The organism is Argonema galeatum A003/A1 (assembly GCF_023333595.1).
GTDB lineage: Bacteria > Cyanobacteriota > Cyanobacteriia > Cyanobacteriales > Aerosakkonemataceae > Argonema > Argonema galeatum.
The window spans coordinates 198,450-217,858 of record NZ_JAIQZM010000001.1 but is presented as its reverse complement, the minus strand read 5'-3'; the positions used below and the strand labels follow the sequence as shown (position 1 = coordinate 217,858).

Annotated in this window: 16 protein-coding genes; 11 read left to right on the top strand and 5 right to left on the bottom strand. The window is 47.3% G+C overall.

All coding sequences use genetic code 11. From position 1 onward, the window contains the following. The 3 genes from LAY41_RS01025 to LAY41_RS01015 all read left to right on the top strand — a co-directional run. A partial coding sequence (locus LAY41_RS01025; protein WP_420840288.1) for a WD40 repeat domain-containing protein occupies positions 1 to 266 on the top strand: 266 nt, incomplete at its 5' end. 255 nt (positions 267 to 521) lie between these two features. Beyond that, positions 522 to 1,163, top strand: coding sequence for a Uma2 family endonuclease (locus tag LAY41_RS01020; RefSeq protein ID WP_249093140.1), 642 nt, complete (start codon positions 522 to 524; stop codon positions 1,161 to 1,163). A gap of 209 nt (positions 1,164 to 1,372) precedes the next feature. Further along, positions 1,373 to 1,732: a helix-turn-helix domain-containing transcriptional regulator gene (locus LAY41_RS01015; RefSeq protein ID WP_249093138.1), complete on the top strand. Its 360-nt coding sequence runs from the start codon at positions 1,373 to 1,375 to the stop codon at positions 1,730 to 1,732. 61 nt (positions 1,733 to 1,793) lie between these two features. Here LAY41_RS01015 and LAY41_RS01010 read toward each other — a convergent pair whose 3' ends face one another. Then, positions 1,794 to 3,032: an acetate kinase gene (locus LAY41_RS01010; RefSeq protein WP_249093136.1), complete on the bottom strand. Its 1,239-nt coding sequence runs from the start codon at positions 3,030 to 3,032 to the stop codon at positions 1,794 to 1,796. 170 nt (positions 3,033 to 3,202) lie between these two features. Beyond that, positions 3,203 to 5,641, bottom strand: coding sequence for a phosphoketolase family protein (locus LAY41_RS01005; protein WP_249093134.1), 2,439 nt, complete (start codon positions 5,639 to 5,641; stop codon positions 3,203 to 3,205). 400 nt (positions 5,642 to 6,041) lie between these two features. Between LAY41_RS01005 and LAY41_RS01000 the strand changes: the two genes are divergently transcribed. From LAY41_RS01000 to LAY41_RS00990, 3 genes are all read left to right on the top strand, one after another. Beyond that, positions 6,042 to 6,689, top strand: coding sequence for a pseudouridine synthase (locus tag LAY41_RS01000; RefSeq protein ID WP_249094028.1), 648 nt, complete (start codon positions 6,042 to 6,044; stop codon positions 6,687 to 6,689). Between the two features lie 171 nt (positions 6,690 to 6,860). Beyond that, positions 6,861 to 8,975: a serine/threonine phosphatase gene (locus LAY41_RS00995; RefSeq protein WP_249093132.1), complete on the top strand. Its 2,115-nt coding sequence runs from the start codon at positions 6,861 to 6,863 to the stop codon at positions 8,973 to 8,975. Positions 8,976 to 9,064: 89 nt separating this feature from the next. Beyond that, positions 9,065 to 10,318, top strand: coding sequence for a protein kinase domain-containing protein (locus LAY41_RS00990; RefSeq protein ID WP_249093129.1), 1,254 nt, complete (start codon positions 9,065 to 9,067; stop codon positions 10,316 to 10,318). A 58-nt stretch (positions 10,319 to 10,376) separates the two neighbouring features. Here LAY41_RS00990 and LAY41_RS00985 read toward each other — a convergent pair whose 3' ends face one another. The 3 genes from LAY41_RS00985 to cimA form a co-directional block, all read right to left on the bottom strand. Continuing rightward, positions 10,377 to 10,595 carry a DUF4327 family protein gene (locus LAY41_RS00985; protein WP_249093127.1) on the bottom strand — a complete coding sequence of 73 codons (219 nt, stop codon included), beginning with the start codon at positions 10,593 to 10,595 and terminating at the stop codon, positions 10,377 to 10,379. Positions 10,596 to 10,908: 313 nt separating this feature from the next. Continuing rightward, positions 10,909 to 11,031 (bottom strand): CHAT domain-containing protein, encoded by a 123-nt coding sequence (locus tag LAY41_RS32110; RefSeq protein ID WP_338022912.1) that lies wholly within the window; start codon positions 11,029 to 11,031, stop codon positions 10,909 to 10,911. Positions 11,032 to 11,184: 153 nt separating this feature from the next. Next, on the bottom strand, positions 11,185 to 13,143 hold the full coding sequence (cimA, locus tag LAY41_RS00975) for a citramalate synthase (RefSeq protein WP_249093125.1): 1,959 nt from the start codon (positions 13,141 to 13,143) through the stop codon (positions 11,185 to 11,187). Positions 13,144 to 13,371: 228 nt separating this feature from the next. On the opposite strand from cimA, the gene LAY41_RS00970 reads away from it, so the two are divergent. The 5 genes from LAY41_RS00970 (at position 13,372) to LAY41_RS00950 (ending at position 19,383) form a co-directional block, all read left to right on the top strand. Continuing rightward, complete coding sequence (locus LAY41_RS00970) at positions 13,372 to 13,710, top strand: 2Fe-2S iron-sulfur cluster-binding protein (protein WP_249093123.1); 339 nt, start codon at positions 13,372 to 13,374, stop codon at positions 13,708 to 13,710. Between the two features lie 214 nt (positions 13,711 to 13,924). Next, on the top strand, positions 13,925 to 15,004 hold the full coding sequence (gene thiO, locus LAY41_RS00965) for a glycine oxidase ThiO (protein ID WP_249093121.1): 1,080 nt from the start codon (positions 13,925 to 13,927) through the stop codon (positions 15,002 to 15,004). 110 nt (positions 15,005 to 15,114) lie between these two features. Beyond that, positions 15,115 to 15,957 carry a thiazole synthase gene (locus LAY41_RS00960; protein WP_275973847.1) on the top strand — a complete coding sequence of 281 codons (843 nt, stop codon included), beginning with the start codon at positions 15,115 to 15,117 and terminating at the stop codon, positions 15,955 to 15,957. 203 nt (positions 15,958 to 16,160) lie between these two features. Continuing rightward, positions 16,161 to 16,340, top strand: coding sequence for a photosystem II assembly protein Psb34 (psb34, locus tag LAY41_RS00955; protein ID WP_249064287.1), 180 nt, complete (start codon positions 16,161 to 16,163; stop codon positions 16,338 to 16,340). 376 nt (positions 16,341 to 16,716) lie between these two features. Then, positions 16,717 to 19,383: a DEAD/DEAH box helicase gene (locus LAY41_RS00950; RefSeq protein ID WP_249093118.1), complete on the top strand. Its 2,667-nt coding sequence runs from the start codon at positions 16,717 to 16,719 to the stop codon at positions 19,381 to 19,383. The last annotated feature ends 26 nt before the right edge of the window (positions 19,384 to 19,409 follow it).

Genomic DNA, 19,409 nt, shown 5'->3' with positions numbered 1-19,409 from the left:
ATATCCGCAGTGGCGAATTGAAAACCACCCTCACCGGACATTCCAACTTGGTTTGGTCTGTCGCCTTCAGTCCCGATGGTCAGACCCTTGCCAGTGGCAGTGATGACAAAACTATCAAACTCTGGGATATCCGCAGTGGCCAATTGAAAACCACCCTCACCGGACATTCCGACGATGTTAATTCAGTCGCCTTCAGTCCCGATGGTCAGACCCTTGCCAGTGGCAGTGATGACAAAACTATCAAACTCTGGCGCATTTCCCCCTAATAACCAGAAAACACTTTGGTGGAACGATAAACTGGGTTTCTACAATATCCCAAATCTACATCTACATCTGTGTTCATCTGTGTTCATCTGTGTTTCATCTGTGGTAAAAAAAAAATCCCATAGCAAATCGATAACTTCTCTACTCAAATCATAGTTAAATTTTCACTACAAGTCAACAATGATTTAGCGCTAAAGCGCAACTACGTACCTTTTGAGATGTTATATTTTAGCTAGCCGATTAAAGGTGGTAAAACTATGCAGATAGAACTAAAACAATTGATTATCCCCCCAGGCAATGTTCTGCAACTGAAAGACATCAGTTGGCAGATGTTCGAGCAAATTTTAGACGAATTAGGAGAAAGTCGCGCAACGAGAATTTCTTACAGCAAAGGGTTTTTAGAGATTATGGCACCACTGCTAGAACATGAATTTGACAAAGGGTTTATTGGCGATTTTGTCAAAATTTTACTTGAACAACTGGATATCGATTTTATAGATTCTGGTTCTACCACTTTCAAAAAGGAAAATATGGCACAAGGAGTAGAACCAGATGCTAGTTTCTACATCCAAAATGAAGCAGCTATCCGAGGTAAGAAAAAAATCGATTTAACCATTGACCCTCCGCCAGATTTAGCGATTGAAATTGATATCACATCCCGTACCGCTTTCACAAATTACGAAGCTTTAGGCGTGACCGAATTGTGGCGATACAACGGACAAAGGTTGCAAATTAATGTGCTGCAAGATAACAAATATATTGAATCGGAAAATAGCCGAATATTTTCACGATTTCCGCAGTTACGCGAGGTGATTCATCAGTATGTCGAAGAAAGTAAAGTTGTGGGTAGAAATGCGACAATGAAAGCGTTTCGGAATTGGGTGACGGAGAGATTATAACAAAATAGATTATCGAAAAACCCGCCCAAAATTTAAATTTTGGCGTAATAGCTCAAGTCCACTTAAGTGGAGTAAATTTTTTTTCTTAGTCCTCTTGAGAGGACTTTTTCTATTAGCCTGGGGTTTGAACCCCAGGCGGGTTAATGCAACTCAAGATAGAGACATTCGCACAGCGATAGAATATTGGAGAGAATATGAGAAACGAGAAAATGCCAACCAGTGATAGTTACCATGATTATCTAATTTCGCGTTTAAAAGACCCAAATTATGCGGCGCTATATCTGGAAACTCACTTTGAATTGGATGAAGACGAAGATATCGACCCGGAATTACTCAGACTCGGACTCAGCAATGTCGCCGCAGCACTTAGCGAAGGGAAAATGACTTCTGAAGAAGCAAAGCAGCATCTGGAAAAACTAGATGAGTTGCTGTCGCAAAAAGGAAGTTATGTAATTTATAATCTTGGTGTGTGGCTGAATGCTTTGGGATTAAAACTAACCGTTACTGTCGCTGAAAAGGAAAAAGATAATGTCGAAAATTCGGTAATTGCTTCCGAGGTAACGGCATAGTAAAATAGATGATGAAATCACAACGTTCCTACCCAGCATTCATTGCTGTAGGAACAAAGATTTATGCTTGCCCAAATTCACTCTTCATTACCCTCATTAATTTCCAGCATTCAGTGGCAATTTGCCAATCTTCTTCAGTATGTACAATTAAAACACGCACCTTTGCATTAGCCAAAGAAATATCGCAATCAACAGGAGATTTCGCATTTTTATCCCTATCAATTTTTACATTGATAAATTCAAATGCTTCACAAACTAACGCCCTTACATCTTGAGAATTTTCTCCAATACCGCCCGTAAATATTAAAGCATCCAATCCGCCTAGTGAAGCTAGCATTGCACCGATGTTTCTGCAAAGGGAATGAACAAATATATCAAAAGCTAACTTAGCGCGTAAGTTGCCTTTCTCAATGGCAATCATAATCTCGCGCATATCTCCTGATAACCCAGAAATCCCCTTTAAACCTGATTCACGATTGAGGATTTCATCTAATTTATTGACGTTTATTTCTTGCTGCCTAAGTAAGTGAATTAAGATCCCAGGATCGACACTACCAGAACGAGTTCCCATCATCAATCCTTCCAAAGGAGTAAACCCCATTGTCGTGTCGATACTATGTCCGTTGCGGATAGCCGCCAGCGAACAACCATTGCCCAAATGGCAGGTAATGAGGCGCAAAGATGCTAAATCTCGATTTAACAATTGTGCAGTTTTTTTAGCACAATATTCATGGCTAATACCGTGGAATCCATAGCGGCGAATTCCTTGCTCAAATAAATAATATGGAATTGGATAAACAGCAGCAGCCAGAGGTAATTGTGAATGAAATGCTGTATCAAAAACCGCTACTTGTGGTATAATTGGAAGTAGTTTTTCGATTGCTTCGATTCCTTGCAAATTAGCGGGATTGTGGGCAGGTGCAAGAACGCAGAGATTCTTAATTGCCTCCTTTACTTCTGGCGTAATTATCGTCGCATCCCGGTACTTTTCACCGCCGTGGACAACGCGATGACCAACTACATTAATTTCATCTATGTTGGCAATAACTTGAGTTTTACCCTGCCAGAGAGTATCAAGCATATAAGCAATTACATCCGGGCGGGAATTAGTCTGTAACTCCTCTTCTAGCTGCTCCCCAGAAGCAGTTTCGACCTTGATTTTGGCAAATTCTTGATGATGAGACCAATCAACAGTCGCTTTCCAAAGCGGTGACAACGGCGAATCTGGCACAGCATCATTTAGCTCGTACAAGCAACTTTTTTGGGTACTAGATCCAGCATTTAATACCAGTATTTTCATAACACCTATAGCAAAAGTAAAAAGTAAAAAGTAAAAAGTAAAAAGTGAAATGCTTTATGTGAATTGATTATAGGGTTTTAGTACGTCTTAACCGCCCTGGCGGTTGCTATACATTGGGAGAAATAAAAAGGCAAAAGTTATTTTATTTAGCCTTTTGCCTTTTTACTTTTTTAGCACCATTGCCAGTTAGTAATTTCAGCGGGATCATCGCCTTTTTCTTGAATTAGCCGATGGTAATCCTGCAAAACGTATTCGTAGTGATGCACTCGCTCGCTCGCCCGTGCCGCTACGCGAGGATTGTAGGCAGATGCCAGCCGAATCGCCTGCATAATCAAGTGATAGCGGCTGGTGCCGTTGCGGACGTGCATATCAAACGGCGTGGTTGTCGTGCCTTCTTCGCGATAGCCATTAATGTGGAATCGGTTGCTGTTGGGACGCCCAAAGAGCAACTGCTTCACCGCTGAGGGATAGCCGTGGAAATTGATAATCACCTGCTTATCTGGGGTGAACAAAGCATTAAACATCTCGGCATCCAAACCGTGGGGATGTTTCGTCTTGTCTTCCAGCACCATCAAATCGGTGACATTCACTATTCGCACCCGCAATTCAGGCATTTCATAGCGTAAAATATGAGCAGCTGCCATGACTTCTACCGTTGGGCTATCGCCAATTCCCACTAAGACGATATCGGGGTTAATGCCTTCATCAATAGACGCCCATTGCCAAATAGAAGCACCGGCGCGACAGTGGGCGATTGCCTCCGACATGGACAACCACTGGGGCATCGGATTCTTGTTAGCAATCACCAAATTGACGTAACCTTTACTTTGCAAACAGTGATCGACGGTGCCGATCAAACAGTTGGCATCTGGCGGCAAATATACCCGCGCCAATTCTGCTTTTTGATTCAGCACGCTGTTAATAAAGCCAGGACTTTGGTGAGAGAAGCCGTTGTGTTCTTGACGCCAAAGTGTGGAAGTCTCCAGGTAGTTAAGGGAAGCTACCTTGGGACGCCAAGAAAATTCTGAGGAAAGTTTCAGGAATTTGCCGTACTGGTTCGTCATTGTATTGACGATGCCCAAGAATGCCTCATAAGAGGGAAACAAACCGTGACGTCCAGTTAGCAGATAGCCTTGTAGCCAAGCTTGGCAGGTATGTTCGCTCAAAATTTCCAATACCCGCCCACCGATCGGGCCAATATGCTCATCGTTTGGATTGGTAGGCCACTGATAGTTCCGCTGAGTAACTTTCAGCACCTCTCCCAGTTTGTTAGACTCCAATTCATCGGGACTGAAAATGCGGAATATATGGGGATTTCGCTCAACTACAACCTTGAGGTATTTGCCAACCTCCGCTGTGTTACCGACTTGATTTTCGCCGCGCTGACACATGGGCGTGGCGTCGTGTCTGGGACGTTCTACCCTCACTTCAAAATCAAAGATATTGGGTAAATCCAGGTCTTTGCGGATGCGTCCGCCAAAGGTGTGGGGATTGCAGCCCATGCGGCGATCGCTTTTCGGACATTGCTCTAAAATCGACTGTAGGGGATGCCCTTGTTCGTCAAACAATTCTTCTGGGCGATAAGAACGCAGCCAGTCTTCCAATTGCCCCAAATGCTCTGGATTGGTCTTCGGATCGCGTGCTGGCACTTGATGAGAACGGTAGGAACCTTCGATCGGTTTGCCGTCCATTTCTTTGATGCCAGTCCAGCCTTTGAGCGATCGCAAAATTAACAAAGGCCACTTGGGTTGAGCTATTCTTTGTCCCGTCCTTGCTGCTTGCTGAATCCGGCAAATTTCCTGATAAGCCCAATCCATTGAAGCGTAGAGGTCGGCATCTAAATCGGAATCTTTTACAATCCGCACCTGATACCCATACCCAGTAAACAGATGCTGCAATTCCTCATCGCTCATCGTACCGTAAATCGTGGCGCTAGAAATCTTGTAGCCGTTTACGTGGATAATCGGCAGCACCGCACCCGATTCTGCTGGGTCGAGATACTTGTAACTGTGCCAAGCTGTCGCTGTGGGGCCGGTTTCCGATTCTCCATCTCCCACAATACAAGCGACAACCAGATCCGGGTTATCCATCACCGCACCAAAAGAGGTGGCGAGGGCGTATCCGAGTTCTCCGCCTTCGTGGATTGTACCGGGAATGCCGGGATACAAGTGTGAAGGGAAACCACCAGGCCAAGAAAACCGCTTGATAAAATCTTCCAGTCCCGCAAAGTCTAGTGTCAATTCGGGATAAAATTCTTTTAGCGAACCTTCCAGGTACAGGTTTGCGAGGTTTGCCGGTGCCCCGTGTCCCGGCCCGGTGACCAGGAACATATTCACGTCGTAGCGTCGGATTAAGCGATTCAGGTGCGCGTAAACGAGGTTAATTCCGGGACAAGTTCCCCAGTGACCCAGCAATCGCTCTTTGATGTGTTCTGGTTTGAGCGGTTCTCGCACTAGAATGTTGTCTTTGAGGTAAATTTGTGCTACTGCTAGGTAGTTGACGGCGCGGCGATAAAGTGCGATCGCATCTAATTCCGCACCGACATTTTGACGAACTTGTGCGATCGAAATCTCAGGGCCTGTAAAGGAACGGAGTGGTGTTGTCGTCATGGTTATTGACTGAATAAACGCTAAACAAACAATAGAAATTGCAACTAAATGGATTAATCAGAACCAATAACTGCTAAGACATCTGCATCCTAGCGAGCTATATTCTGATTACCAGTTAGTTATTTTTAAGTCCGCCTACTTACCGGAAGTTAAAAATTTACACCTACTCAACTGTGTAATTAGTTTATTAAGAAAAAGTTAAATTTTCTTTTCACCCAAAATAAAATATGCTCTCCCTTTAAAGGGTAGTTAACAATAAAAATTAGTAACATCTATATTTAGAGAGATATCAGGATTTGACACTAGCCAGTGCTTAAAGAGCGAAAATGCGATCGTTGCGTCTAAACTTTAGCATCTAAGAAAATTGGTAATTGGGATTATGAACGATTCCTTATACCCCATGCCCTATCGATACCTTCTTTTCTACAAGCCTTACGACGTTTTAAGCCAGTTTACAGACAAAGAAAGCGCTGAAAACGAAAGAGGCACTCTCAAAGACTATATATTTATTCCCTCAGTTTACCCGGTCGGTCGTCTAGACCGAGATAGTGAGGGACTGCTGCTGCTGACGAATCACGGACAGTTCCAGCATCGCCTGAGCGATCGCAAATTCGAGCATCCGCGCACTTATTGGGTACAGGTGGAGCGAATACCCGATGAGGAAGCCTTGGAGCGTCTGCGACAGGGTGTAACGATTCAAGATTATCGCACGCGATCGGCTTTGGTAAAAATGTTGCCAGCCGAACCAACATTACCTCCCCGCGATCCACCAATCCGGTTTCGCAAAAACGTACCGACGTGCTGGTTAGAGATTACACTAACAGAAGGGCGTAATCGTCAAGTGCGGCGGATGACGGCAGCGGTGGGATTTCCGACGTTGCGACTGGTACGCTTCGCGATCGGGATCGAACCCCAAACTGGGTCTAGCCTGCGCTATTATCTGAGTTTAGAAGGTCTACAACCCGGTCAGTGGCGCGATTTAACCCCAGCCGAACTCGAACTCCTCCTTGAAAAATTAAAACTTAACAAATTAAAAATTAAAACTTAAAAATAGGGGGCAGGGGGAAAATTATCAAGGTAGGCTAACGAACGATCGCCAATACCCCATACCCTACAGATCGGTTAACCTGGACATAGGGCCATGCTCTAGGAACTGCTGCGGCTGGGTTACGATCCACCATTAAAAGGCCCAGGAAAGGGAATTAAGGAAGTGCCCAAAATGCTTGTCTGTCCTCAATGTCAGTTTGAAAACCCGGATACAAACAAATTTTGTCAGCAATGTGGTGCCTCTTTAACCCACAAAGTCTGTCCGGAATGTGGCACTCAAGTTGCTTACAGCGCTAAAGTATGTCAAAACTGCGGCACCTTTACAGGAACCGTGTGGTTGGGCATTATTTCAGAGCGGGCAGATGCGCCACTACATGAATCCTCTAACCCAGGAAAACCTAAAATAGAGGATGCCTTGAATTTGCCAAGAGCAACTGGTTTAGAGAGCGAAGGTACTCCCTTAACTCCTGGGACTGCTGCACAAGAAAATTCAACTGAAATTCAGGTGTGGTGGGATAATGACCATCCTGAGACAGATAGGGAAGAAAATCTCGCCCAACCTGTCAGCAGCGATAAAAATCCCAACCGGGCATCAGAGTTAGCCCAGAAAACTTTTTTAGACTCCCAACAGCGCTATCAACTGTTAGAAAGGTCAACGCCAACCCCAACGGGGGAAATGCAGGTGCGAGTTTTGGATTGTCAGCCCCTGCAAGCAACTCCCCTAGAAGTCTTGCTCCATCAGCAAAGTACAGAAGAAGGAAATATCCTCAATTTGTCGGCATCGATGCCTTCGCTTCCACCTCTAGCCAAACCGTATTTGGTTCTAGAATCGCAGTTATATCCAGCGCTGCCAAGAATTCACGATGCTTGGCTCGATAGTAACGGCCAGCAGGTGGTGTTATTAGAAGACAGGTCTGACTGGCCTGTGTTATTAGACCTGTGGCACGATGACGAAATTCCGCAGATGCAGCTGTTGCAGCTGTTCCACGAAATGGCGTCTATGTGGGTAGCCCTAGAAGCGGAGAATTGTTGTACCAGTCTGCTGAATATGAGTAATCTGCGGGTGGATGAAGACCAATCTCTGGGGCTATTACGCCTAGAGCAAGACGCGAATAATTTCACGCCAACACTGGAAGCTTTAGGACAAGTCTGGCAGCACCTATTTATGGAGTCTGGACGGACGTTATTTGGGCCGATAGCGATGCTGATGAGCGATTTGAAGGAGAATACAATTCAAACAATAGAAGAATTGCGATCGCGCCTGCAAGAGATCGCAGAGGAATTCCAAGGTGAAACTACCCAGCAGCCCACTGATATGCCTCCAGTCGAGCCCGATCGCAACTTCAGCGTAGCATCCTCATACGTCAGGACTACTGCCAGTAAAGAGTATCAAACTAATGACCCCGGCGATCGTGGCGATGACAACGATCCAACGGTTGTTCTTCCCATGCAGTTGCTCAGCCTAGAAGATGCCGGTCGCACAGATGTGGGTCGTCAACGGCGACACAATGAAGACTACTTTGGCATCAGGACATTGTTCACCAAGGCGGAAACTCCCCTGGGTCGCAGTGTCCAGGCTCGCGGTTTGTATATCCTCTGCGATGGTATGGGCGGTCATGCCGGTGGAGAGGTTGCCAGTGCCTTAGCAGTGAAAACCCTCAGCCAATATTTTCAAGACCATTGGCAAGACGAACTGCCTGACGAAAATAGCATCCGCCAAGGCGTACTAAAGGCTAATCAAGCTATCTATGATGTAAACCAGCAGGATGCTCGCTCTGGCAGCGGACGTATGGGCACTACCTTGGTGATGGTCTTAGTTCAAGAAACTCAAGTCGCCGTAGCTCACGTAGGAGACTCTCGCCTCTACCGCCTCAGTCGCCGTCAGGGGATCGAGCAAGTCACGGTGGATCACGAGGTCGGTCAACGGGAAATTAAACGGGGAGTGGAAAAATCGATCGCCTATTCCCGTCCTGACTCCTACCAACTCACCCAAGCACTAGGGCCGCGCAACGAGCATTTTGTCGCTCCCGACATAGAATTCTTCGAGCTAAACGAAGATACCCTGCTGCTGTTGTGTTCCGATGGTCTTTCTGATAATGACCTGATCGAAACTCACTGGCAGACCCATCTTCAACCACTCCTCAGTTCGCGAGCTAGTCTGGAACAAGGGGTAAGTGAATTAATCGATTTGGCCAACCAATATAATGGCCACGATAATATCACTGCAGTCCTAATTCGGGGGAAAGTCCGACCGGATCTCGAACAAGCTAGAGTTGCCAACAGCTAATTGTTAGCGGTCAGCGGTCAATCGATTTTGGATTCTAGGATTTTGGATTTTGGCTCAACTAATGACTAATAACTAATGACTAATGACTAATGGGATCTTCTGATGCGGTCACGCTGACCCTATTACATCCCCAACAACCGGAACAACAGTGGCGCTTTGAGAGCCAGGATGTCATTCGGATTGGTCGCTCGCCAGATAATGATGTTGTTTTGAGCGATAGCCGAGTTTCCCGCTACCATCTGGATCTCCGACGAATTGACATCTCAGGAGCAAGCCTTGAAAGCAATTTGGCATCTAGCGGTTGGCGAATGGTCAATCAAGGCACTAATGGAACTTTCCTGGATGGCATTTTAGTGTCTCAAGCTTGGCTTACAGATGGTTCTCTGCTCCAGTTAGCTCAGAAAGGCCCGGTGCTAAAGTTCCACCTCCAGCATAGATCCAGACCCAGATCTGCTACAGCATTGGCGTGCAATCACGCTGGGAATTCGCCAAATAATTTGTTCTGCATTCACTGCGGCCAACCGCTTCGCGTTGAGCGCACTATCCGCCAGTATCAGGTGTTGCGGACGCTGGGACAAGGGGGAATGGGCACTACTTACCTCGCTCGGATACCAGAAGCGCCGGGTGAGGCAGGCGGGACGCAGGCGGCTGCGGGGGGGTTAGTGGTTGTCAAGGAAATGAATGCAGATATGGCTGAAATCAGCAAGGCTAGAGAATTATTCGATCGCGAAGCTCGTGCCCTCAAGTCGCTCCACCATCCAGGTATTCCGCAATTTTTTGACTTTTTTAGCGAAAGGGGTAAAAAATACCTGGTAATGGAGCTAGTTCACGGTCAGGATTTGGAAAAGCGCGTGTACCAATCTGGGCCGGTGGCACCGACCCAGGGAATTGAGTGGACTATTCAAATCTGCGATGTGTTGGACTATATCCACGGACAAGACCCGCCGCTGATTCACCGCGACATTAAACCTGCCAATTTATTGGTGCGATCGCTTGACAATCGCATTGTAGTCCTGGATTTTGGGGCAGTTAAAGAAATCGGTACTCCCTTGGGTACTCGCATAGGCGTAGAAGGCTACAGCGCCCCGGAACAAGACCGAGGCCAACCTGTAACCCAATCTGACCTTTATGCGGTCGGGGCTACGCTAATTTTCCTGCTCACTGGCGAACCGCCCCACAAGTTTTATCGCCAGCAGGGTCGAACTTACCAATTTCATCTGGAAAATATTCCCACGATCGCACCGAAATTGCGAGATGCAATCCAACACGCCACTAAGCCGAATGTGCGCGATCGCTATCAAACCGCTCAGGAGCTAGCTACAGCTTTGGCTGCTTGCCTTTAGGGCGAATTTTGCATTTTGAGCTTTAAGTTAAAAAACTTTTTTAACTTAAAGCTCAAAACTAATCTTCGTCCCAGGCTTCTACAGCTAGCAGTTCGCTGATCGGATCTTGGGTCGTGAAGCCGAATTCGAGCAACTCTTTTTTCCAGTAAGCCCATTCATCTCCGTAAAGAAGGGCTATTTTCCAGAGTCTATCGCTGGGTTTGATTAAATTCGAGTCCACAAGCGATCGCACCTGACGTTGCATCTTCACCATCGGGTGAATTACTTGCTGAGTCATAAACTGCTTTGAATTGATTGATTTTTGCAAATATTTGGCCCAAAAAGGCTTCCCACTTCTGAGGGATTACCTGTGCTTTTATTTCTGTGCAGTGGGGAAGCGAACTTCTACCTACCACCTTAGCATGGATCTTTTGAGCAAGTCTCTGTCTGTCTTGCTTTTATTCCCAATGCCAATTCATAACTAATCGTACATCAACAATCATAGTAACACAATTGCAAGTCGCATACCAGTTTTACTGCGCTTCGCCAATCAGGGTAAATACCGCCCTGTCTCTGGGAGTGGGATGTAGTTTCATCGTCGCCCGCATCCCCTAACGGAGCTTTTGGGCTTTTTTTGGGCTTTTTTGCAGATTTTGATAAAATTCGGTCATCAACGATCTTGTAGGAGCATCTGGCACCGACCAAAGCGATGCGATCGAGCCAAATACACTCACTTACTTATACAAGCGAACTGATAAATACTTTTCCAGGACTTAAGCATTGACAAAATAACACTATCGTGTATTAGTCTGGTAGAAGCTTGAAGCAAGCTAATCCATTTTGGTGCTTCTAAAGCATAGTTTGGTCGAAAGAGCAGAACCTACAGCCTATGAATTAGTCAACGCAACCTTTGCGGCAGAATGGAGCAGCAAACCATACTCCAAACCTTCTACCACCGCCTGATAGGAAGCTTCCAAAATATTGCTGGAAACTCCCACCGTTGTCCAACGTTGATGACCGTTGCTAGACTCAATCAAAACGCGAGTTTTCGCAGAAGTACCGCTGTCTCCGTTGAGAATCCGCACCTTATAATCTGTGAGGTAAAACTCTGCGATCGCCGGATAGAAATTCACCAAAGCTTTGCGTAGAGAGGCATCCAAGGCGGCAACCGGCCCATTTCCTTCTGCCGCTTCCAAAATATCTTTGCCATTCACAGACACTTTGATAGTAGCTAGCGCATAAGGAAGGCAGTCTTTTTCGCGATCGCAGGCCACAATATCACAATGTACTCGAAAACCTTTGAGTTCAAAAAACTGCTGCCGTTGCCCTAAAGCTTCGCGCATAAGTAAGTCGAAACTAGCTTCTGCTGCCTCAAATTGATAACCTTCATTCTCCAATTTTTTGAGGCGTTGGAGAATTTGACGACAAGTTGGGTTTTGCTTATCTAGATCGATGCCAAAACTGCGGGCTTTTGCTAAAACATTACTCAATCCAGCTTGATCTGAAATAACAATGCGGCGACGGTTGCCCACCTGTTCTGGCTCAAGGTGTTCGTAAGTCAGGGGGTTGCGCTCAACAGCACTAACATGGATGCCGCCTTTATGAGCAAAAGCAGAAAGTCCTACAAAAGCTGCGTGTTCGTCGGGTGCTAAATTGGCGATTTCGCTGATAAACCGACTGGCTTGAGTTAGCTGTTTTAGTTGCTCATCTTTAATACAGGAATAGCCTAACTTTAGTTGCAAATTGGGAATCAGAGAACAAAGATTCGCATTGCCGCAGCGTTCGCCGTAGCCATTGATTGTCCCTTGAACCATTCTGACACCTTCCATCACGGCGGCTAGGGCGTTAGCAACGGCTGTGTCTGAGTCGTTGTGGGTGTGAATGCCCAATCGCGGGAAGGAAGAACCTCTCCCCCCGTCCCCCTCCCCGTCAACAGGGAGGGGGTGTAAGGGGAAGAAATCCGTTCTTTCGTCCCCCTCTCCGATATCGGACAGGGGGAGTGAGGGGAAGAAATCCGTTCTTTCATCCCCCTCTCTGATATCGGACAGGGGGAGTGAGGGGAAGAAATCCGTTCTTTCGTCCCCCTCTCTGATATCGGACAGGGAGAGTGAGGGGAAGAAATCCGTTCTTTCGTCCCCCTCTCTGATATCGGAGAGGGGGTGTAAGGAGAAGAAATCCGTCCTTTCTTCCCCCTCTCCGATATCGGAGAGGGGGAGTGAGGGGGTGAGGTTTTCTATTGCCTTAACGACATCTCGAACAATCTGGGCAATTTCGTGGGGGAGAGTGCCGCCGTTGGTGTCGCAGAAAACTAGCCATTCCGCACCGGCTGCTAGAGCACTTTCCAACGTCTTCAAAGCATATTCTGGATTGTGCTTGTACCCATCAAACCAATGTTCGGCATCGTAGATCACACGCCGTCCCTGACTGCGGAGATACTCGATCGTATCCCCGATCATCGCCAAATTCTCTTCTAAACTCGTCTTCAAACTCTCTGTGACGTGCATATCCCAGGATTTGCCAAAAATCGTCACCCAGCGAGTCCCTGCCGCCAAAATCGCTTGCAGCATGGAATCCTCAGCGGCAGTTGTTCCCGGTCGTCGCGTCGAGCAAAAAGCTACCACTTCTGCTTGAGTCAGGGGTTCTTCTTTCAGTTTCCAGAAAAATTGCACATCCTTCGGATTCGCCCCCGGCCATCCTCCTTCAATAAAAGGAATTCCCAGTCGGTCTAGTTGGTGGGCGATTCGCAATTTATCTTCTAAGGATAGAGACAATCCTTCACGCTGAGCGCCGTCGCGGAGAGTTGTATCGTAAATCCAAATTTTCTCTTTAGATGTGTCAGGGGTCATATAGAAGGGAAGAGGGGCTAGGGGCTAGGGAAGAAGGGGAAGAGGGGCAGAGGGGCAGAGGGGCAGAGGGGCAGAGGGGCAGAGGAGAAATTTTCTTGACCACTGACAACTGACCATTGACAACTGACCATTGACCAATGACTAATCCCCAAGTCTGTTGTTGAAATGCGTAAACGCGATATTGTTTAAGAGATGTAAAAATGTTTAGAAACGCATCGATAAATAACTATGCCAAAGATAACTGCACAAGGAAAGACTTTTGAATGCGCTTCTGGCGCGAATCTCCGTAAAGTTTTGTTAGAAAATGACATTGCTTTGTACAACGATAAAGCCAAAGTGGTGAACTGTCATGGCTTCGGCACTTGTGGCACCTGTGCCGTTAAGGTGGAAGGGCAGGTTTCCGAGGCTAGCTGGCGGGAGAAAACGCGGCTAGGTCTTCCTCCCCATTCTCCCGCGAAAAACCTCCGTTTAGCCTGTCAAACCAAAGTTTTAGGTGATGTAAACGTGACAAAATTTGATGGTATGTGGGGGCAGGGCGATCGCACCGTGTGGACACCCCAGGGATAACTTCCATCCCCGATCGCAATTTAGCGGTGAATATTTGCCTGTCGCCTAGACATCTTACTATTGAAAGGCGCAATTTGTAGCAAGCCAATGGTAGATTGCTATTAATTGGACAAAAATAGGCTTATTCAGCTAACCTCGCGTTTTGATCGCAGTGGCTGTAGCAATCCTTCTGGGAGCCCATTCCAGCGCTGTGGTAGAGAATCTTGTTGAATAAATGAATATACCAAGCGACATTCTGATTATCGGCGGTGGGATTGTTGGGCTATCACTTGCGATCGAACTCAAACTACGCAAAACAAATGTCACCGTTCTGACGCGAGACTTTCAGCAAGCTGCCGCCCACGCCGCCGCCGGAATGCTAGCACCCCAAGCCGAAAAAATACCACCAGGCCCGATGCTCGATTTGTGCCTGCACAGTCGAGCAATATATTCTGATTGGACAAGAAAACTAGAACAAATCAGCGGTTTAGAAACCGGATACTGGCCTTGTGGTATTCTAGCTCCAGTTTATAGGTCTGGGGAGCAACAACGCAAGGAAGAATGTCCTGTTAGCATTTGGTTAGATAGGGAAGCCATTCATAAACATCAGCCTGGACTGAGTTCGGAAGTTGTCGGTGGATGGTGGTATCCTGAAGACGCACAAGTCGATAATCGTGCTTTAGCAAGAGCATTGTGGGCAGCAGCACGCGAATTGGGCGTTAATATGAGCGAAGGCGTAAATGTTGAAAAAATCCACATCCAAAATCGGCAAGTTACTTGTGTAAAAACCTCTGCCGGAGATTGGCAAGCCGAACGCTATGTTTTAGCAACTGGTGCTTGGGCAAATGAATTATTGCCAGTGCCAGTATATCCCAAAAAGGGACAAATGCTCTCAGTGCGATCGACATCATCCACTCTGGGTTTAAAACAGGTTTTGTTTGGGGAGGAAATTTACATTGTGCCGCGTCGGGATGGCACAATTGTCATAGGAGCTACTAGCGAAGATGTCGGTTTCGCACATAATAATACTCCAGCGGGGATGCAAGCATTACTGGCACGAGCGATCCGACTTTATCCAGAATTACAACATTTTCCCATTCTAGAATTTTGGTGGGGATTTCGACCGGCAACACCCGATGAATTACCCATTCTCGGCTCTAGTGCCTACGACAATTTGATTTTAGCCACAGGACACTATCGCAATGGTATTTTACTAGCTCCTATTACCGCTTTGCTAATTGCAGATTTGATTTTAGATCGAAATTGCGATCGGCTTCTGAATCATTTTCACTACTCCAGGTTCACAAACAATTAGCGTTACAAAAAGCAAAGTGCGAATCAGAATATACCTCCAAAAGTAGAGAAATATAAGACAATATAAGAAACCTGGTTTATCGCTACTGTACGAACACAGGACATAAAAAAATGCAAACTTTAGACAAATCAACGCCACAAACAAACGATCTAAGTTCTTTAGATTGCCCCCTCACCATCGCCGGAAAAACTTTTAAATCCCGCCTGATGACGGGAACTGGCAAATATCGCAGCATAAGAGAAATGCAGCATAGCATCATCGCCAGCGGTTGCGAAATCGTCACCGTTGCCGTGCGGCGAGTGCAAACCAACGCCCCCGGACACGAAGGACTCGCCGAAGCTCTAGACTGGACTAAAATTTGGATGTTGCCCAACACCGCAGGCTGTCAAACTGCTGAAGATGCCATCCGCGTAGCCAGATTAGGACGGGAAATGGCTAAACTCTTAGGGCAAGAGGACAATAACTTTGTCAAATTAGAAGTTATTCCCGACTCCAAGTATTTATTGCCAGATCCCATCGGCACTCTAGAGGCCGCTGAGAAGCTTGTGAAAGAAGGCTTTGCTGTTTTGCCCTACATCAATGCTGACCCACTGCTGGCAAAACGCTTGCAAGAAGTCGGCTGCGTTACCGTCATGCCTCTCGGTTCTCCCATCGGTTCGGGACAGGGAATCAAAAATGCTGCCAATATCGAGATAATTATTGACAATGCAACGGTTCCTGTGGTAGTCGATGCCGGTATTGGAACGCCCAGCGAAGCAGCAGCGGCAATGGAGATGGGGGCAGATGCGTTGTTAATTAATACTGCCATAGCCCAAGCTCAGAATTCCGCCGCGATGGCACGGGCGATGGGTATGGCTACCGAAGCAGGACGTCTCGCTTATTTGGCTGGGAGAATTCCGGTGAAAGCTTATGCCAGTGCAAGTTCGCCCCTAACTGGCAAAATTACTGGGTAGGGAAAAGTCAGTGGTCAGTGGTCAGTGGTCAGTGGTCAGTGGTCAAGAAAATTTCTCCTCTGCTCCTCTGCTCCTCTGCTCCTCCCCTTTTTGACTTTTGACTTTCCTTAGTTTTTGTAAAGATTTGTAAGTTTTTTTGAGAAAGCGAGTATGATAAGTATTGTTACGATAAATTAAGATCAAAAAAACTGAGGATAATATTCATGCCCTACATTAAAGAAGATGGCGGTCTGCTGAACAACTTTGCGATCGAGCCAAAAATCTACGAGGCAACCCCTCCAAGCAAAACCGAACAGCGTAACTATGTGATTATGGGTGCGGCTGCTCTAGCTCTAGTAGGTAGTCTGATCTTCGTGGCTGTCTCGGTTTCGGGCGTCAGCTAACAATCAAAATTATTAATAATCGGCACGAGCCTTTATTACCTAAAATGACCAGGTTACCAATTCCACAGGTGCCTGGTCGGTTTTATTAAGTTGCCTTGCTAGCCCTTAGCAAGTTCGCCCCTAGCAAGTTAGCCCCTGGTTAGGAATCTCTGAGAAATGCCAAAATTGGATAGAATCAGGCAGACTCGGCATCTCAATTGGGTTAGAGTTTGGTGAACTCACATCTTGCACCATTCTCAACAAGACCTGAGAAACCGGGTTTCTAGACGAAAAATCTAGGCTTTTAGGTTTAGCCAGTTGCGAGAAACCTGGTTTCTGAAGCTGGTGCAAGATATGAGTGAATCCTTGTCTGCAACACTATTTGGAATATTCGTGTGTGAACCGTTCGCGTACAAAAGCAGAGCTTGACCTGAATACATTATTCCCATTTGAGCTGGATAAATTCCAGCTAGATGCGATCGCGGCATTGAATGACGATCGCTCAGTCGTAGTTTGTGCCCCCACAGGTTCGGGAAAAACATTAATTGGAGAATACGCCATTTACCGTGCCTTAGCGCGGAACAGAAGGGTGCTGTACACTACCCCCCTCAAAGCCCTTTCCAACCAAAAGTGCCGCGACTTCAGCGAGCAGTTTGGGGTTGAGAATGTGGGACTGCTAACCGGGGATATGTCCATCAACCGGGAAGCCCCCATCTTGGTGATGACTACAGAAATCTTCCGCAATATGCTTTACGGCACGCCAATAGGGGAAGTCGGCACATCCTTAGTTGGCGTCGAAGCAGTAGTGCTGGATGAGTGTCACTACATGAACGATCGGCAGCGGGGTACAGTTTGGGAAGAGTCGATCATCTATTGTCCCCACGAGATTCAATTACTGGCACTTTCTGCCACAGTCGCCAACAGCGAACAGCTGACCGACTGGATCGGCCAGGTTCACGGGCCAACCGACCTGATTTACTCAGACTTCCGCCCCGTACCCTTGGAATTTAACTTCTGTTCTCCCAAAGGGCTATTTCCCCTGCTCAACGATGACCAAACCAAAATAAACCTTCGCCTCAAACCCAAAGGCGCACAAGGGAAACAAGGGGGCGGCAAACGACCGGAAAGTCCCAGTTTATCGTTTGTACTGAGCCAATTGCAGGCACGGGATATGCTACCGGCAATTTACTTTATCTTCAGTCGCCGGGGCTGCGACCAGGCAGTGGAAGATGTGGGGGATTTCAGTCTGGTTAACAAAGCAGAAACTCAACAGCTAAAACAGCGAATTGACGAATTTTTGGCACGCCACCCAGAAGCTGGTCGAGTTGGGCAGATCGAACCGCTTTATCGGGGCATTGCCGCCCACCACGCTGGCATTTTGCCCACCTGGAAAGGCTTTGTAGAAGAACTGTTCCAACTGGGTTTGATTAAAGTGGTGTTTGCCACGGAAACGTTGGCAGCGGGGATAAATATGCCCGCCCGGACAACAGTAATTTCGACGCTCTCCAAACGGACCGATCGCGGACATCGATTGCTGAACGCCTCTGAATTCTTGCAAATGGCCGGTCGGGCTGGGCGTCGGGGAATGGACGAAAGAGGCTATGTGGTGACGCTGCAAACACCCTTTGAAGGGGCAAAAGAAGCAGCTTACCTAGCAACATCCAAGCCCGATCCTTTAGTCAGCCAGTTTACCCCCAGCTATGGTATGGTGCTGAACCTGCTACAAACGCACACCATCCAACAGGCGAAAGCACTCGTAGAACGCAGTTTCGGTCAGTATCTGGCGACATTGACGCTCAGACCCCAACAGCAAGCGATCGCCGAGCGAGAGGCTGAGTTGGCCAAATATCAGTCAGAATTGGGAAAGTTTGACCCCGCCGTCTTGGCTAATTATGAAAAATTACAACAGCGACTCAGGGTAGAAAAGCAGTTGTTGAAAACGCTGCAACAGCAGTCTGCCTCTATGCAGGCGAGCGATATGGCTCTGGCCCTCAATTTTGCGGTAGCAGGAACAATACTCAGCCTCAAAGGCAAGCACATACCCGTGCCTAACCCCATCTCAGCAACATTAGTAAATAAAATACCAGGCCCAGGACAAAGCCCGTACCTGATCTGTTTGGGGCAGGATAACCGCTGGTATGTGGTGGGGACGGTAGATGTGGTTGGTTTTCATGCGGAATTGCCCCGCATTGCCGCTGTCGATCGCTTGGAGGGGCCACCGCCCGATCTGACCATGAAACTCGGTAGCGTGCGTAGTGGTACGGAAGCTAGCGCCTCTGTCGCTCGTGCGATCCCCTCACCACCGTCGCCTGAAGATCCCCCAGAAGTGGTGGCTCAAGCCCACCGAGTTAAGGCAGTAGAAGCGCAACTGGACGCTCACCCCATCCATCAGTGGGGCAATCCAGCCGCGCTGCTCAAACGTTTCCGTCGTATGCTTAGTTTGCAAGAGGAAATAAGCGATCGCCAAGAAAAACTCGATCTCCAAACCCAACGGCACTGGGATGAATTCCTCGACTTGATTGAAATTTTGCAAGGGTTTGGCTGCTTGGAGGGATTGCTGCCAACTCGCATGGGACAAGCGGCTGCGGCAATTCGCGGCGATAACGAGCTATGGCTGGGATTGGCGCTGATGTCGGGAGAATTTGACGATTTAGACCCCCATCACCTGGCAGGGGCTTGTGCCGCCCTAGTCACCGAAACACCCCGCCCAGATTCCCGAACAAACTTCGATCCCGCTCCAGAAGTGGAGGAAGCTATAGACAAATTGCGAAATTTGCGCCGCCAGCTATTCCAGCTTCAGCGTCGTCACAATGTTGCAATGCCAGTATGGTTAGAGGATGATTTAATTGGCTTGGTGGAACAATGGGCTTTGGGTGTGGATTGGGTGCATCTGTGCGAAAACACTTCTTTAGATGAGGGAGATGTGGTGCGGATGTTACGCAGAACGTTAGATTTCCTTTCGCAAATACCTCACGTACCCTATTTGCCAGATTCATTGAAGCGAAATGCCAGCCGCGCCATCCAATTGATGGATCGGTTCCCAGTTAATGAGATTGTGGGCTAACAGGGGGAGTGGGGGAGTGGGGGAAT

Excerpts from the sequence above, each read along its gene's own strand:
- LAY41_RS01020 (WP_249093140.1), top strand. The coding sequence starts at position 522 with ATGCAGATAGAACTAAAACAATTGATTATCCCCCCAGGCAATGTTCTG.
- LAY41_RS01015 (WP_249093138.1), top strand. The coding sequence starts at position 1,373 with ATGCCAACCAGTGATAGTTACCATGATTATCTAATTTCGCGTTTAAAA.
- LAY41_RS01010 (WP_249093136.1), bottom strand. The coding sequence starts at position 3,032 with ATGAAAATACTGGTATTAAATGCTGGATCTAGTACCCAAAAAAGTTGC.
- LAY41_RS01005 (WP_249093134.1), bottom strand. The coding sequence starts at position 5,641 with ATGACGACAACACCACTCCGTTCCTTTACAGGCCCTGAGATTTCGATC.
- LAY41_RS01000 (WP_249094028.1), top strand. The coding sequence starts at position 6,042 with ATGCCCTATCGATACCTTCTTTTCTACAAGCCTTACGACGTTTTAAGC.
- LAY41_RS00995 (WP_249093132.1), top strand. The coding sequence starts at position 6,861 with ATGCTTGTCTGTCCTCAATGTCAGTTTGAAAACCCGGATACAAACAAA.
- LAY41_RS00990 (WP_249093129.1), top strand. The coding sequence starts at position 9,065 with ATGGGATCTTCTGATGCGGTCACGCTGACCCTATTACATCCCCAACAA.
- LAY41_RS00985 (WP_249093127.1), bottom strand. The coding sequence starts at position 10,595 with ATGACTCAGCAAGTAATTCACCCGATGGTGAAGATGCAACGTCAGGTG.
- cimA (WP_249093125.1), bottom strand. The coding sequence starts at position 13,143 with ATGACCCCTGACACATCTAAAGAGAAAATTTGGATTTACGATACAACT.
- LAY41_RS00970 (WP_249093123.1), top strand. The coding sequence starts at position 13,372 with ATGCCAAAGATAACTGCACAAGGAAAGACTTTTGAATGCGCTTCTGGC.
- thiO (WP_249093121.1), top strand. The coding sequence starts at position 13,925 with ATGAATATACCAAGCGACATTCTGATTATCGGCGGTGGGATTGTTGGG.
- LAY41_RS00960 (WP_275973847.1), top strand. The coding sequence starts at position 15,115 with ATGCAAACTTTAGACAAATCAACGCCACAAACAAACGATCTAAGTTCT.
- psb34 (WP_249064287.1), top strand. The coding sequence starts at position 16,161 with ATGCCCTACATTAAAGAAGATGGCGGTCTGCTGAACAACTTTGCGATC.